11 protein-coding genes are annotated in these 14,771 nt (G+C 49.7%); 5 read left to right on the plus strand and 6 right to left on the minus strand.

Translation table 11 applies throughout. The features are described 5' to 3' along the window. A partial coding sequence (locus ACPLUI_RS04560) for an AMP-binding protein (RefSeq protein WP_424659091.1) occupies positions 1 to 1,213 on the plus strand: 1,213 nt, incomplete at its 5' end. Between the two features lie 12 nt (positions 1,214 to 1,225). Then, positions 1,226 to 2,470: an acyl-CoA dehydrogenase family protein gene (locus ACPLUI_RS04565; protein WP_424659092.1), complete on the plus strand. Its 1,245-nt coding sequence runs from the start codon at positions 1,226 to 1,228 to the stop codon at positions 2,468 to 2,470. 65 nt (positions 2,471 to 2,535) lie between these two features. On the opposite strand, the gene ACPLUI_RS04570 is transcribed toward ACPLUI_RS04565, so the two are convergent. From ACPLUI_RS04570 to ACPLUI_RS04595, 6 genes are all read right to left on the minus strand, one after another. Further along, entirely contained in the window at positions 2,536 to 4,044 is a 1,509-nt protein-coding gene (locus tag ACPLUI_RS04570; protein ID WP_424659093.1) for a 4-hydroxyphenylacetate 3-hydroxylase family protein, read from the minus strand. A 47-nt stretch (positions 4,045 to 4,091) separates the two neighbouring features. Then, positions 4,092 to 4,886 carry an N-acyl homoserine lactonase family protein gene (locus ACPLUI_RS04575; protein ID WP_424659094.1) on the minus strand — a complete coding sequence of 265 codons (795 nt, stop codon included), beginning with the start codon at positions 4,884 to 4,886 and terminating at the stop codon, positions 4,092 to 4,094. Positions 4,887 to 4,889: 3 nt separating this feature from the next. After that, positions 4,890 to 6,551 (minus strand): long-chain-fatty-acid--CoA ligase, encoded by a 1,662-nt coding sequence (locus ACPLUI_RS04580; protein ID WP_424659095.1) that lies wholly within the window; start codon positions 6,549 to 6,551, stop codon positions 4,890 to 4,892. A gap of 301 nt (positions 6,552 to 6,852) precedes the next feature. Next, on the minus strand, positions 6,853 to 8,223 hold the full coding sequence (locus ACPLUI_RS04585) for a sigma-54 interaction domain-containing protein (protein ID WP_424659096.1): 1,371 nt from the start codon (positions 8,221 to 8,223) through the stop codon (positions 6,853 to 6,855). A gap of 118 nt (positions 8,224 to 8,341) precedes the next feature. Further along, positions 8,342 to 9,991, minus strand: a complete 1,650-nt coding sequence (locus tag ACPLUI_RS04590) for an AMP-binding protein (RefSeq protein WP_424659097.1) — start codon at positions 9,989 to 9,991, stop codon at positions 8,342 to 8,344. A 182-nt stretch (positions 9,992 to 10,173) separates the two neighbouring features. After that, the gene (locus tag ACPLUI_RS04595; RefSeq protein WP_424659098.1) at positions 10,174 to 10,947 is read right to left on the minus strand and encodes a carbon-nitrogen hydrolase family protein; all 774 of its coding nucleotides are present in this window, start codon (positions 10,945 to 10,947) and stop codon (positions 10,174 to 10,176) included. A 566-nt stretch (positions 10,948 to 11,513) separates the two neighbouring features. Between ACPLUI_RS04595 and ACPLUI_RS04600 the strand changes: the two genes are divergently transcribed. Genes ACPLUI_RS04600 through ACPLUI_RS04610 form a run of 3 tightly spaced genes read left to right on the plus strand, consistent with a single transcriptional unit; the run spans position 11,514 to position 14,765 of the window. Next, positions 11,514 to 12,758, plus strand: coding sequence for an iron-containing alcohol dehydrogenase (locus tag ACPLUI_RS04600; RefSeq protein WP_424659099.1), 1,245 nt, complete (start codon positions 11,514 to 11,516; stop codon positions 12,756 to 12,758). Continuing rightward, entirely contained in the window at positions 12,758 to 14,551 is a 1,794-nt protein-coding gene (locus ACPLUI_RS04605) for an aldehyde ferredoxin oxidoreductase family protein (RefSeq protein WP_424659100.1), read from the plus strand. Before ACPLUI_RS04600 ends, ACPLUI_RS04605 begins: the two co-directional genes overlap by 1 nt. Next, complete coding sequence (locus tag ACPLUI_RS04610; protein ID WP_424659101.1) at positions 14,544 to 14,765, plus strand: hypothetical protein; 222 nt, start codon at positions 14,544 to 14,546, stop codon at positions 14,763 to 14,765. The genes ACPLUI_RS04605 and ACPLUI_RS04610 overlap by 8 nt, the downstream gene beginning before the upstream one ends. Positions 14,766 to 14,771 lie beyond the last annotated feature (6 nt).

Genomic DNA, 14,771 nt, shown 5'->3' on the forward strand with positions numbered 1-14,771 from the left:
GCACCAGGATTTTAAAGTACTGGGAGTCATTTATAAGGATTTATTCGGGTTGCCCGTTAACGACCGGTACCCTTGCCTGAACGAATATCTGGCGGGGCCGGAGGCAGGACCCCCGGACTACCGGAAAAACGACCTGAAGGCACCGCTGGAGATCATATACACTTCCGGTACTACGGGGAATCCGAAGGGTGTGGTGGTTACGGAGGACCGGCTGGGCATGTACGTACTTTTTGCTCAAAAGGTCTGGCAGTATCAGGAAAGCGACGTACTGTATACGGGGCTATCTCTAACCCATGGAAATGCCCAGGCGGTCACTCTCATTCCGGCCCTTTACCTGGGGCTACGAGCGGTTTTTAGCCACAAATTTACCAAGAGCCGGATCTGGGACATCTGCCGTAAATACGGCTGTACCACCTTTTCCCTCCTGGGCGGAATGATGATGGGCATTTACAGCGAGCCTGTGAAAGAAAACGACGGCGATAACCCCGTCCGACTTGTACTCAGTGCCGGAACCCCGCCAGCCATCTGGAGGGATTTCGAAAACCGGTTCCAGGTAAAGATCCACGAGTGGTACGGGGCCGTGGAAGGGGGTTTTGCTCACAACCCGCCGGGAGTGGGCCCGGTCGGTTCCTTCGGTAAGCCCCTGGAAGGCGTGATGGAGATGAAGGTGGTGCGGGAGGACGATACGGAGTGCGAACCGGGTGAGATCGGCGAGCTAATTTGCCGGATGGTGCGGGGGACTACCCGGGTGGAATATTACGGCAATCAGAAGGCCTCGGAGGAAAAAACCCGGGGCGGCTGGCTCAGGACGGGGGATATGTGCCACCGGGATAGCGAAGGCTGGTTTTATTTTGACTTCCGGGCGGGCGGCGGCTTGCGTAGACAGGGTGAATTCATCCAGCCGGATACGATCGAAAAAATCATTGCCCAGCACCCCGATGTCTGTGACGTGTGCGTTTACGGCATCCCCGCTTCCTCCGGGGCGCCCGGGGAAAGCGACATCGTGGCCGCCGTCGTTCCCTTTCCCGGCAGATCCATCGATCCCAACTCTATTTTTGCAGCCTGTCTGGCCGGGCTGGAACGCAATTTTATTCCTTCCTATGTTCAGATCGTGGAGGAAATACCAAAAACAGCCTCGGAAAAGAACCTTGACAGGGTTCTCCGGGATAACTTCGATCCCGGGGCAGGCAACGTCTATAAATTCAATGGATAAGGGGGATGTACCGTGGATTACCTTGATTTGAATTTCGAACTGAACGACGAGCAGATTGATTTAAAAAAATCCGTGCACAAGTTTGCCCGGGAAGTGCTGCGCCCTGCATCCATTGCGCTGGATAAGCTGGCCAACCCCGAAGACGTTATAAAAAAAGATTCCGTCTACTGGGATTGTATGAGAAAGATGAAAGAGCTGGGTTACCATACGGTTTTTATTCCGGATACTTACGGGGGGCTGGGCCTTAATCCCCTGGAGCTCCACCTGTTCTGGGAAGAACTGGGCTGGGGGAGTGCCGGCTTTGCTGTGTCTCTTGGAGTTGATTGTTTTCCAGCCTTCTTTGCCTCCATGGTACCCGACGACCGCATCATTGAGGAGATTATTGTTCCCTACGTAGAAAGTAAGGACTGCAGTTTTATCGGCTGCTGGGCCATTACTGAGCCTGACCATGGTTCTGACCAGCTCTCTCCAGGTGCGCCCTGGTTTTATGATCCCAGCATAACCGGCCAGGTTTCGGCCAGGTTGGACGGGGACGAGTGGGTAATCACCGGGCAGAAGTCCTCATGGGTTTCGAATGGGCCCCAGGCCACCCACGCCCTCCTCTTTTTAAACATCGAAAAGTCGATGGGGCTTGCCGGAGGGGGGATCGCTGTGGTACCGCTTGACTTGCCGGGGGTTTCCAGGGGCCGGTGTTTGAATAAGCTGGGACAGCGGGAACTGCCGCAGGGCGAGATCTTTTTTGATAACGTAAGGCTTCCCGATCATCTTATGCTTGTCCGGCCCGATACCTACGAATCCATGCTGGAATCGACCCTGGCCATTGCTAACGCTACCATGGGAGCCATTTTTACCGGTGTGGCGAGGGCCGCCTTTGAAGAAGCTCTGGCCTATTCCAGGGTCAGGGTACAGGGCGGGAAATACCTTTTTGAACACCAGTTAGTACAAAAAAAGCTGTTCGACATGTTCTACAAGGTTGAGGCGGCCAGGGCCCTTTCCAGGGCGGTCATGAACTATAACCTGACCAACTTCCCGGCGTTGACGAGATATTCCATTGCCTCGAAAGTCTTTTGTACCAATGCCGCATTTGAAATTGCCAGCGAGGCTGTCCAGCTTTTCGGCGGCTACGGTCTCAGCAAGGAGTACTTTATTGAAAAGCTGTTCAGAGACGCAAGGAGTTCCATGATTGAGGATGGTTCAAATGAAGTGCTGGGACTTACCGCGGCCAGGTCGCTTCTAAAAGAATTTGCGGTTTCATGAGCAGAAATAACATATGAAAAATTGCCCGGGGATTTCCCCCGGGCTTTATCCAATATGGTAAGATTTCAATTGCCTTGGCCGGACTGGTATTTTTCCAGCATCTTCTTCGGGGTTACGGTTTCCCGTTCGAAATAAAGGAAATTAGTATCGATGCCGGCCAGATATTTTGCCACTTTTTTAAGCTCACTCATCGGGTATCTCTGCATCATGGTGACTGTTTCCATCTGCGGTGAACCGCCACCATGTATACCGGCAACTTGCATGACGCCTGCCATATCGCCCACAATCATGTGTTCCAGCAGACGGTAACAACGGTGCACATCTTCCACTGCCACACCTGCGACGCGCTGGATATACTTGTGCAGAAGTCTGCCGTTTTCTGCACTGAAAAAGTCTTCTTCAAAGGGCAGTGTAGCACACAGCCCACCGGCCAGATCCGCCAGGATTTCATATTCGTGGTATATATTCTGCCCGGCATGACGCCGCCCCACATTGGTGAAGATTTCATCCGGAACTTGCGTACCGGAAGAAAACTTCTCGGAATAATGGGCACTGGCTATACCTGCTGCATAGACCAGTTCAGCCGTTCCAATGATATGGGAAATCTTCTCCTGAACATGGGGCAGTTTTTCAATACCGTTATACTCGGTAACTAGAGCGGCGGCACTGGCGATAATGTCTGAAATGGCTGGCTTGCAGCCCGTATAGGAGTGACGATGGAAGTGGGCAAACATCAACGCGAGAAAACCGGCAAACATGTACTCACCCTGCATGAATATACGTTCTTTGGGTACAAACACGTCATCAAAGATAGTGAAAGATTCGGCATCACCGTAGCGGAACACTGGAGCTTCCATGTGAACCCGCTTTCTGGGGTAAGCCGGCCTGGCTACCAACTTGACGCCCGGCCAGTCGGCGGGAATGGCGAAAGCCACGGCGTAAGCGCGATCCTGTGGTGTTAGGGCCCGGGTGGGCAGAACAATGATCTCGTCCACATAAGGAGCAGCCGTATTGTGCGCTTTGGCTCCCCGCACCACAATGCCGTCTTTCCGCTCCTCCACAATGTGCAGGTATAAGTCCGGGTCGGGCTGCTGGTGCGGCCGCCTGCTGCGGTCGCCTTTGACATCGGTTTGGGCGCAGCAAGCAGCCAGGTCGTTGCTCTGAAAAAATTTCAAATATTCAATAAAACGCTGGTTGTAATTCGTCCCCAGAATATTGTCCATTTCTTTGGTCACCACGGAAAGGGCGTTTAAAGCATCAATACCCATGCAACGTTGAATGCAACCACCCACTCGCTGGCAGAGCATGCGGGTCATTTTCTGCTTTTGCAGAAGGTCCTCCTTACTCTGGTGGATGTGACAGAAGCGGTTGATTTTGCCCAATCCAAGATGCGACTCGGTCACGCATAATTCCTGCCATTCGGGAAGTGACGCCAAATCAAAGGTCTCTTTAATGATATTGATGCCACCTTTGAGCCGCTCGTCAAGCCGGTCAACCAGTTGGCCGTTGATATAAACGTTGGGTCTCATTTTGGCCAAACGTGCCAGATAATCTTCACCCCTTACCAAAGTCACTTTTTCCCCCTCCTGAATGGATATTAGTAAACTACTATCACGTTTTTTTACTCACCGAAAGTTTTTTCCACTACAGCTGGGTCGTGTCCCGGGATGACCATCTCCCGGCCACCGGCTACACCTACTGCCTTCCAGCAGCTGGCATACCATGCACTCAAGTCAATATGCACAGCTGGCGGGAAGAAGGGCAAATCAGGGCGAGGTGTTAATGTGAGTTCGTTCCCTCGCAGGTCTTTCAAAGAAGTTATGGTGGGATCTAAATTGTAATAACTGTAAAGCAGGTCACCGGCCAGTACATAAGTGCCCCGGTTGGTTTCTACAGCCACGCCCTGCATCCCCTGCGTATGACCGGGCAGGAATAATGTTCTTACACCCGGTACTATCTCACAGTCCCCGTCGACCAATACCAGGTTCATGCGCTCCAGAACAGTAAACAGTTCGTGCTCGTATACCGCACGGGCAACAGGCACAGGATTGTGCGCCGTCTGCCATTCTTTTTCTTGTAAAATAATGCGTGCCCGTCGGAACAACGGTAACATGGCACAGTGGTCAAAGTGCAGGTGTGTGAGGATTAAAATGTCAATTTGCTCGGGTTCTGCTCCCACTCTGGACAGAGCCTGTCTCAAGCCTTGTTCTCCTCCACCTATAACCGGGAAACCGTGTACGATGCCACTGCTATCCGGTGAGCCCACTCCGGCATCTACCAGAATTTTCTTGTCTCCGCCATCCAGGTAAAAAACAAACACCGGAGCTACAAGCATTTTTTGCATATCACCGAACATCGCCACAATACCAAGTGGGGCCATAATTTCTGCCACTTGCAGAGGTATAATCCGATACATTGCTCAAGCCTCCTTTTCCTTGTGAGCTGTTTCCTGCACCAGGCGCCAGTTTACCTTGCCCGTGGCAGTGTGGGGCAGGCTGTCAACAAACACGACCTGGCGCGGATATTTGTAGGGCGCCATTCTCTCTTTACACCAGGCGATCAATTCTTTTTCCTCTAATTTGTCTTTAAACTCTTCACGCAGCACAACATAAGCCCGTACTTCTTCCACCCGTACCGGGTCCGCTACACCAACCACACAGGCCTCTAAAATAGCCGGATGCTGGTAAAGATAACTTTCCACTTCTGCCGGCCAGACCTTGTAACCGGCAGCATTGATCATGCGTTTGGTGCGGTCTACAATGTAAAAATAACCTTCCTCGTCCATACGGGCTATATCGCCGGTTCGGAAAAACTTTTTCCCGTCCAGTTCAATAAAGGATGCTTCTGTTTCCTGTGGTCTTTTCCAGTAGCCCAGAAAGACTTCCGGTCCATTGACTACCAGTTCGCCGGTCATACCTTGCGGTAACTCTGCCCCGCTTTCCACATCCACAATTCGGGCGTCCACATTGAAGTCAGGAATACCGATACACTGCAATTTAGGCCGGTCCGGTGGGTTGAAATGTGTCTGGGAAATTGTCTCTGTCATTCCATAGCCTTCTATATATTTAAGTCCGGTAAGTTCCTCCAGGTGTTTGCCCACGGCTTCCGGTAAAGACGCTCCACCTCCTCCTACAGCCACAAGGGAGCTCAAATCGTGCTTGTTTAAATCCGGGATAGTGAGAAAATCAATCAGCATGGTGGTAATGTTCACCCAGTGCGTGCAACGGAATCTTTCTATGGCTTCCAGAGCTGCTTGCTTATCCCATCGGGTGAGCAGTACCAGTGTTGCCCCGGCGTAAAGCGGTGCCAGCATGCTGTGCACCAGTCCGGTGACATGAAATAACGGCAAAGTCGTCAGGTGCACGCTGGAAACAGTATTGGTCAACCAGTAATAGGAGCTGATCAGGTTGGCCATGACAGTTTTGTGCGTGTGCATACACCCTTTGGGTATGCCGGTTGAACCGGAGGTATAAGGAAGAAAACAAAATTGTTCCGCTTTTACCTGTACTGCTGGTGGCGGCAAATTTTCCTGCAGAATTTCCTGCCATGTCAGAGAATTTCTTTCGGGTTGGGGAGCCCCTTTCACGGTGTCCGGCAGGGGAAGAAGCGGCTCCTCCGGTAGATAATCATGGTACAGGCCGGTAATAATAAATTTTAAACTGGCCTGTTCTGCTACTTCAGCGACTCGCGGATAGAGATCGCTGGTGGTAATAATGCCTGAAGCCTCACTGTCCTGCAGTAAAAAAAGCAATTCATGCCTGCTTAGCATGGGGTTTACCGGTACCACCACTCCCCCGGCGCGCAGTACACCGTAAAAAGCTACCACGTAATGTGGCGAGTTCTGCATGTACAGTGCCACTCTGTCCCCGACCTGCAGACCGCGTGCTGCCAGTGCTCCGGCTAGCCTATTTACCTGATCCTGTAGATGCTGGTAACTGATCAGGTTACCGTAGTAGTTAATAGCTGTCTTGTCGGGATAAAACTCGGCCGCTACCTCTAACAGCCGGTAGAGCGGCACCTCTGGGTAAGTAAGGTATCTGGGCAGGCGGGCCGGCCAGAAAGCTTCGTAAGGTTCAGCCACATAGGACACCCCTTTCCTTTTTTGTCATAATAAATACCGCAAAAATCATTCCAGAGCTTTTTGCGGGCAGAGTGCTTATTTAACTGCCTGGCCCGCGGTTAATTCACGCCGGTTTTCAAACCTCTGTTTAAACCCCAAAACGCCATATTGATAGTGGTCATAGCCGGACCAGGCAGTGTAAATCTTTGAGTTATCCAAACTATTAGTGGAAGTCGGGATGTCAGAAAAATAAAAAATCACCGCATGGGAACGGTAACTTAATAAAACAAGCTGTTTCTGTAATAAAACACAATTGCTTGTCTTATTTAATTTTATATTTTCTCAATTTTCTAATCACAGTGGCTGGAGCCAGTCCCAGAGCTCTGGCTGCCCCCCGGATGCTGCCATACTGTTGTATGGCCTTTTGCAAGAGATTCCTCTCGAACTGTTCCTGTAAGACTTTGAAATCACCAACTTTACTGCTGGAACCAGATACAGACATACCCGTTGGTTGGTGGAATAGTTCCAGAAATTCATGCACATCGTCCGGGCCAATTATTTCTCCCATTGTGAGGACATAAATCCTTTCCACCATGCTCTGTAATTCCCGCACATTGCCTGGCCAGGAATAAGACTCAAATAGTGACCGCACCTGCGGGTCAAACGCCTTTTCTCTACCGTATTTAAGCCCGGCCTGCCTTAAGAAATGTTCTGCCAACAACCAGATGTCTTCCCGCCTTTCCCTCAGTGGAGGCAAAGACAGAACCATTCCGGAAATACGGTAATACAAATCGGAACGAAACAGGCCCTTGTTGATCATATCTGGCAAATCCTGGTTTGTAGCACATACCAGGCGCACCCTGACACACCTTGGGCGACTACCCCCCACCCGGTACAATTCACCGTCCTGTAAAAATCGCAAAAGCTTGGCCTGCATGCGTACCGGTATCTCGGCTATTTCGTCCAGGAAAAGTGTTCCTCCGTGGGCTACTTCCACCAATCCTTCCTTGCCCCGCTTGCTGGCACCGGTAAATGCACCCGGCTCATAGCCGAAGAGCTCAGCCTCCAGCAAGTTTTCCTGTACAGCTGCACAGTTTACCGGCACAAAAGGACCGTCCGCAACAAGACTGCAAGCGTGGATAAATCTTGCCACCACATCCTTGCCCGTTCCCGATTCGCCGCAAATTACCACCGGCAGGGTTGATGCTGCTACTCGCCGGGCCAACTCCAGTACTTTTTGCATGGCAGGACTGGCTGCTACCACCACTGGTAGTACCTTTCCGGCATCCCAGACATATTCTATGGCATGTTTCGCTTGGGTACCCCGGCTACATTTAATGTCCAGAAGACCAGGCCAGCTATTGCTCCGCACATTGGTTACAACATACTTAATTCGGCCTGTTTCATCAAAAAACGGGTTGCCGGTGGCCAGCACTGTCCGGCCGGTTTTGATACGCTGCAGCAGCGTTACAGTTTTCTTGCAGCGTAGTACTTCCAATGTTACCGAAGGGGTAACTACTCCCTCTTCGACCAGCTCATCCATGGGTCGTCCCAGTGCTTCACGTACATCCTGGAGAGTAACCCCGGTAATGTGGCGGTAACCTTCGTTCACATTTAGCAGGACGCCACGGTTATCACACAGCACCAGCCCGTCATAGGAACCGTGAAAAATGCTGGCATAAGCATTTTCCATCTCGCCACCCCCTGTTTTGGGCACCCTGCTGTATTTAATGTATAAATCATAACATTAGATAACAGGTTCTGTAAATATCTCATTATTGAGAATATTTTTGCTGTTTCTCTAAAAATAATTACTGCTTCAAAAGCCGACGCAGTACCTTACCCGTACCTGTCGTGGGTAAACTTTCCCGGAACTCTATATGCCTCGGGTACTTATAGGCAGCCATATTATTTTTAGCCCAGGCAATTATTTCTTCCGGGCTAACGCGGCCTTTATAACTGTCTTTTAAGACTACAAAAGCTTTCACGCTTTCCTCGCGTACCGGATCGGACACTCCTATTACCGCTGCCTGTTGTATTGCGGGATGCTTGAGCAAGAGCATTTCCACCTCTTCCGGAAAAACGCTGTAACCGGAGCACTTAATCATTTCTTTCAGTCGCCCCAGAAAATGCAGGTACCCTTCTTCATCAATGAAACCTATATCGCCGGTATGAACCCAACCGTCTTTTAAGGTCCTGACTGTTGCTTCTGGCTTGTTCCAGTAGCCCTTGAATACTCCGGGGTTTCGGATGACAATTTCCCCTTGTTGGCCGGGAGGTAAGTCTTTACCCGTTTCCAGATCAACAATTCTGACGTCTGTATCAAATGTCGGAATTCCACACGTTCCATAGCGGATTTTCTTTTGGGGCATAAAAGTATCACCTGTGTGCGTTTCGCTAAGGCCATATGCAGCTTCAAACAACAGGCAGCCACCAGTGAGCGTATGCCATTTGGAAGCAATTTCCGCATTCAGTGGGACGCCAAAACTTGTGCATGGGTTACGCTTTAGGGAAGTTAAATCTCTTTGTTCGATGTTGGGGTGGTTCATTATCGCCAGGTTCATGGGGACGATGCTGTACCAGGTAGTGCATCGGTATTTTTCAATAGCAGCAATAACTGTACCGGGGTCAAATCGGGTTAACAAGACGGTAGGATATGCACCGTAAACTGGCATATTCAGTCCCATAACCATCCCGGCAATGTGGAAAACCGGCATTACAGCAAGTGAAATATCTGCAGGGCTAAAATTGTTAGCATGATAACTGGCCGCTGTTTTAAAAAGGGTATTGCCGTATGTCAGCATGGCACCTTTGGGAAGTCCTGTCGTACCCGAAGTGTAAACCATCAGGGCTATATCGTTCCACAGATCAATTTGCACACTTTTTACAACAGCAGGATAAGTGTCCAGGATCTCCATCAGGTCAAAAGTATTGGAAATTGGAGTTTTATCTGTTTTTAGTTCGGGTGGTACCGGAATGGTCGGCTCAGGCGGGAGGAAATCCTGATAACTGGCCACAACCACAATTTCGAGGGAAGAATTGTCCCGCACTCTGGCTACAACAGGGTATAGGTCATTGGTTGTAACCAGTACTTTCGCACCGGCATCATTTACTTCATAAGCCAGTTCGTGTTCCTTGAACATCGGGCTGGCCGGTACGACAATTGCTCCAAGCTTTTGTGCTCCGTAATAAGCGATGAGATACTGGGGACAGTTCTGCATATACAGGACTACCCTGTCACCTTTTTTCACTCCATGAAGAGCTAAAAAATTGGCCAGCGAATCAGTAAATTGATCAAGCTGGCGCCAGGTATAAATGCGTCCGTAATATATGCAGGCTACATCATCTGGTTTTGCGGCGGCATTTGCGCGCAGATAGTCATGAAGCGGTATTTCGCCCAGTCGAAAGGACAGTTTTGGGGGTAGCTCTTCCGGCCAATTTTTTAACCAAATCCTTTCCACTAATAACCCCTCCAAATGTGCTAATGTTCAGAGTATTAAAAATACGCAAAAACCATTCCAGCTTTTGAACCCGGGTGGTGGTTTTAATGAATAGATGTTGAGCCGGATTTCTAGTTCAAAAAATAACCCTAATACTCGAAATGCTGGCAGGTTGCCGGTAACCTGTTGAAACATGGGTGTTTCTATTTTTGAACGAAAAGGCGGGCATCCTCCAGATAAGGCCATCGTGAGCGTACCCTTTCAATTACCGATAGATCGAGGTCGAAGCAATAAACGCCTGGTTCCTGACCGCACGTCAAAAGGGTATAACCTTCAGGATAGGCCACAAAACTTTCTCCCAGTACCTGCCGGCCGTCAGGATAGCTGGTTCCGGTGTTGTTGGCCATGGCCACAAAAACGGTGTTTTCACAGGCCCGGGTGATCCCAATGCTCTGCCAGAGTGACATTCTTGTGGCCGGGATGTTGGCGGGGTTAAGTATCAGGACAGCTCCTTGTAATGCCAGTCTGCGCACTAATTCCGGGTACATTAAATCCACGCAGACAACTGTCCCTATGCCTGACCCGCGGTACATGATAACCGGCAGCTGGGTACCGGGAGAGACATATTTTCGCTCACCGATGGCTGAAGAGGGGAACTGCTTTTCAAAATAAACGAGGGAGTCCGGTTGACCGGTCAGAGCCAGGCCCCGGGAATAGATACGCTCCTTTGTGCGTACATACTGGGCCCCGGACACAAGCAGGCAGCTCTTGTTTTTTAACATATCATAAAGGCTGCTCACAATTTTCTCGTAATTTCCCCAGTCCACTACTGTTGCACCCAGCCAATCTTCCGGCAGCAGAACTACATCGATGGCCGGCGGGATCTGGCTGATATACTCCTTCATGCGTACCACGTTTTTCTCCAAATCTTTATGGTCACGGGGGAATTGAACAATGGCAAGTTTTAGGCAAGACATTTTTCTGCCACCTTTTATCTTGAGGATTTTTCCTGAAAGTACAGGTTCAGTATGACTCAGGGGTTACCGCTCCCCTTTCATCAATCTATGAACGGGGTTTTGTAACAGGAACGTGAAAAGCTCCGTTTCTCCTTAAACTATAACTGGTTCAGGTTCCATCTGTCCAATATATTTTCAAGGGGTTATGAGAGAAATGGCTCACAAGACCCCGTACAGACTCATTCTGGAAGAAACGGGCTTGGAGGCTTAATCCGATACTTGGGATTCTATTTTAATTTGAAACTCGTTTTGTTAATTAATGAAACATTTAAAAGTTCTATCCTTAATATGGCATACCGCGGACATCTTATTGTATTCAGCCAGCCTGGTAACGGTGCGACAGCTGCCGCAGCTCTGAGGTGTTACCCGGTGCATGATTATTTGGCATAATAATTGCTCCTTATACAGTGATGTGCAATAAGTTTTTCAGATATAAAAATATTCTGAAAGTCTTTCTGGAAGGGGGGTAAGAACAAAGGTAACGGGAGCCATATCCAGTCAAAAAGAGTTTGTCAGGAGGGATACTAATGAAAGCAAAAGGGAGTTACATCTTTGAAAGCCCGGAAATAAGAAGGCTTTATACTATTTCAGGTACCTCGGCAGTTCGCGGCCTGCAGACCCGTATTATAGCTCCAAGAATTTTTATCGGGGTTCGAGCGCTGGCCAGTCTTGGTGTCATGGGTAGAGCATTAGCCAGTAACAACCGGGCCTTAATTATCACTGACAAAGCTGTACGACCTTCAGCTGAAAAAGTAAAAAATGTTCTGGTTGAAGCCGGATTTGCCGTGGAGATGTGGGATGAAGTCCTGCCTGAACCTCCGGTGGAAAATTTCCTGGAAGGTGCTTCCGCGGCCAAAGAAAGCGATGCTTCGTTAATCATTGCTGTTGGCGGCGGGTCGGTCATCGATGCTACGAAAGTGATCTGGATGCTCTACGAAAAGCCGGATATCGATTTCCGCAGGATAAATCCCGTAGAACCTCTCGGACTCCGAAAGAAGGCTTTTTTTGCCGCTATTCCCACAACAGCCGGAACCGGTTCCGAAGCAACTTCAGCTGCAGTTATCACTGACGGCGGCCGTAAAGTGAGCATCACCCATCCGGAATTTGTTCCTGATATGGCCATTCTTGACCCTCGTTTTACCGTTTCGTTACCTCCAACTTTAACCATGTGGACGGGTGTTGATGCCCTGGCGCATGCTGTAGGGGCTTACCTGAGCGGTGGCTGGGCTAATGAATATACCGATGGTTATGCTTTGCAAGCCATAAAACTAATATTTAAATACCTGCCCCGGGTCATAGCCGATGGCCGGGACCTGGAAGCGCGGCAGAAAATGTTGATAGCGGCGAATCTCGCCGGCCTGGCTTTTAATAATGCTGCTCCGGGCATCGACCATGCTTTAGGACACACCCTTGGCAAGAAATTTGGTTTGCATCATGGTTTAAGCGTAGGTGTGTTTCTACCCTATGTTTACGAATTCTATGCCAGGCACCTGGCCAAAACCTTTGAGCTTGCCAGAGCATTAAATTATAAAAACAGTGAAGAGTTTTTAAACGGTCTACTTGCTTTCTACGACCAAATAGGTTTTCAGTATAAATTTTCGGCTTATTTGAAGGTAACATATGAGGAACTGAAAGCATCTCTTGGTGAGCTGGTTTCCGTAGCACTTATGGACACGTGCACCGTACTCAGCCCGATACCAGTTACGCCTGCGGACTATGAGGAAATTATTCTGGCCTCCTATAAAGGACAGGTTGGGGAAGGAGTGAAATAATGTCAGGTTATACGGGGAAAATCGGCTTTGTAGATTTGACTGCCAGGATAGTGGAAATAAGACCCACACCTGTCAGAGCAGCAGAAAAATTTATCGGTGGTAGCGGTCTTGCGGCCAGGATGCTTTATGACCACCTGAAACCCCAAGTGGACCCTCTTGCAGATGAAGCTTACACGGCTGTCATGGCGGGACCGGTTACTGGTACTATCCTTCCCGGCTCTTCGCGTTTTGCAGTATGTGGGAGGTCACCTCTCACCGGTTATTGGGGCGAATCTACTTCTGGCGGCAAATTTGGAGCTTACCTGAAAAAAGCAGGTTTTGACGGCCTTATCATCACTGGAAAAGCTCAGGAAATGGTGTATCTTCTAATTAAAAAGGGCAACCTGGAAATAAGGGCTGGTCATGACCTGAAGGGTCTTGATAGCTACGAAGTACAGGCACGGTTGAAAAAAGTCCACGGAGAGAACACCAGCATAGCATGTATAGGTACCGCTGGAGAAAGATTGCTCCCCATTGCATCGGTGATCAATGATCATGGCCGGGCAGCTGGAAGGATGGGTTTTGGCGCGGTTTTCGGAAGTAAGAACTTGAAGGCAATAGTTGTAGAGGGGGAGGGTGAAGTACCTGTAGCGGACGCAGAATCCTTAAAAGCTTTAGCCAGGGAACTAACTTCCGGCTACCGGAAATCATCAGTGCTCTCCACCCAATTTGGTACCCTGGGTTACCTTGACATCGGTTATTATTTTGGTGATGTTCCGGTGAAGTATTTCACCCGGGGGTTGTTTCCTATTGACCGTTTGAATGCCAGAAGGTTCAGGGAGGAATACTCTGTCCAGCCCAAAGCTTGCTGGGGCTGCCCGGTTGCTTGCGGTCGAGAGCTTAAATTCAGGGGTAGAATTGTTGACGGCCCCGAGTACGAAACAGCGGTAGCCTTTGGCCCCCTGGTAGAAAACTTTGATCTGGATACCATAGTTGAAGCCAACGACATGGCCAACCGTTACGGATATGATACTATCTCCGCAGGAGTTACTCTGGCTCTGCTTATGTATCTAAAAGAGCAACAAATGTTGCCGGAAGAACTTATGACCGAAGTCCCCGAGTTTGGTGACCATCAGGGTATCCTGGAGGTCCTTCGGCTTACAGGGGAAAATCGAGGGATAGGCAGGCTGGTGGGCCAGGGTACGGTTAAGACTTTGCAGGAACTGGGTCTATCTCCAGAATATGCAGCAGCTGTACGCGGCCTTGAAATCCCCATGCATGAACCCAGGGCCTTTATCGGGCAGGCATTGACATACGCTACAGGTCCCCGGGGAGCATGCCATCAGCGCGGCGATTTCTTCCAGGTGGATTTAGGGCTGTTAAAGGATGATGATTTGGACATCAAGGCTGGGCCACGTGACAACCTGGACGGTAGGGTTTCAAAAGTGGCTTATCACCAAAGTCTGCGGGAATTGGACAACTGCCTGGTAAAATGTAACTTCACATTTACACCGGTAAAAGTGATGATAGGAGCTTTATCTTACATCACTGGAATACCATGGAGTTTGGAAAAATTGATGGTTGCAGCAAGCAATTCCCTGACTATCAAGAGAGCCATATCCTTTAATCTTGGCAGCAGCCCCGCGGACGACCGTCTGCCCGGCCATATTAGGAAAGCTCTTACCGAAGGCGGTGCTTACGGGATGGTGCCGGAGATAGAAAAGTATTTACCGGAATTTTACCGGGTCCGGGGTTGGAACCCGGACGGTACTGTACCCCGGGAATTTCTGGTGAGGTTGCTTGCAGATGATTAAGGTACGGGTCATTTATGCTTCTACACTTGACTTACCCCATGAGGAGATAGAATTAGCTACAGCGACTTTTGTGGAGTTACAGGAGAAGGTCAGAAAGAAGCTGAGAATAGGTCCTCTATCCTTTGCTACATCGGGGAATGTAATCCGTGACCCGGAAACCGTTCTGACCGATGGCCAGGAAATATTCGTTTTCCCCCTCCTGGCTGGAGGGTGATCAGTC

Source organism: Desulfofundulus sp. (assembly GCF_049701015.1).
In the GTDB taxonomy this organism is placed as follows: domain Bacteria; phylum Bacillota; class Desulfotomaculia; order Desulfotomaculales; family Desulfovirgulaceae; genus Desulfofundulus.

Excerpts from the sequence above, each read along its gene's own strand:
- ACPLUI_RS04575 (WP_424659094.1), bottom strand. The coding sequence starts at position 4,886 with ATGTATCGGATTATACCTCTGCAAGTGGCAGAAATTATGGCCCCACTT.
- ACPLUI_RS04585 (WP_424659096.1), bottom strand. The coding sequence starts at position 8,223 with ATGGAAAATGCTTATGCCAGCATTTTTCACGGTTCCTATGACGGGCTG.
- ACPLUI_RS04595 (WP_424659098.1), bottom strand. The coding sequence starts at position 10,947 with ATGTCTTGCCTAAAACTTGCCATTGTTCAATTCCCCCGTGACCATAAA.
- ACPLUI_RS04600 (WP_424659099.1), top strand. The coding sequence starts at position 11,514 with ATGAAAGCAAAAGGGAGTTACATCTTTGAAAGCCCGGAAATAAGAAGG.
- ACPLUI_RS04605 (WP_424659100.1), top strand. The coding sequence starts at position 12,758 with ATGTCAGGTTATACGGGGAAAATCGGCTTTGTAGATTTGACTGCCAGG.
- ACPLUI_RS04610 (WP_424659101.1), top strand. The coding sequence starts at position 14,544 with ATGATTAAGGTACGGGTCATTTATGCTTCTACACTTGACTTACCCCAT.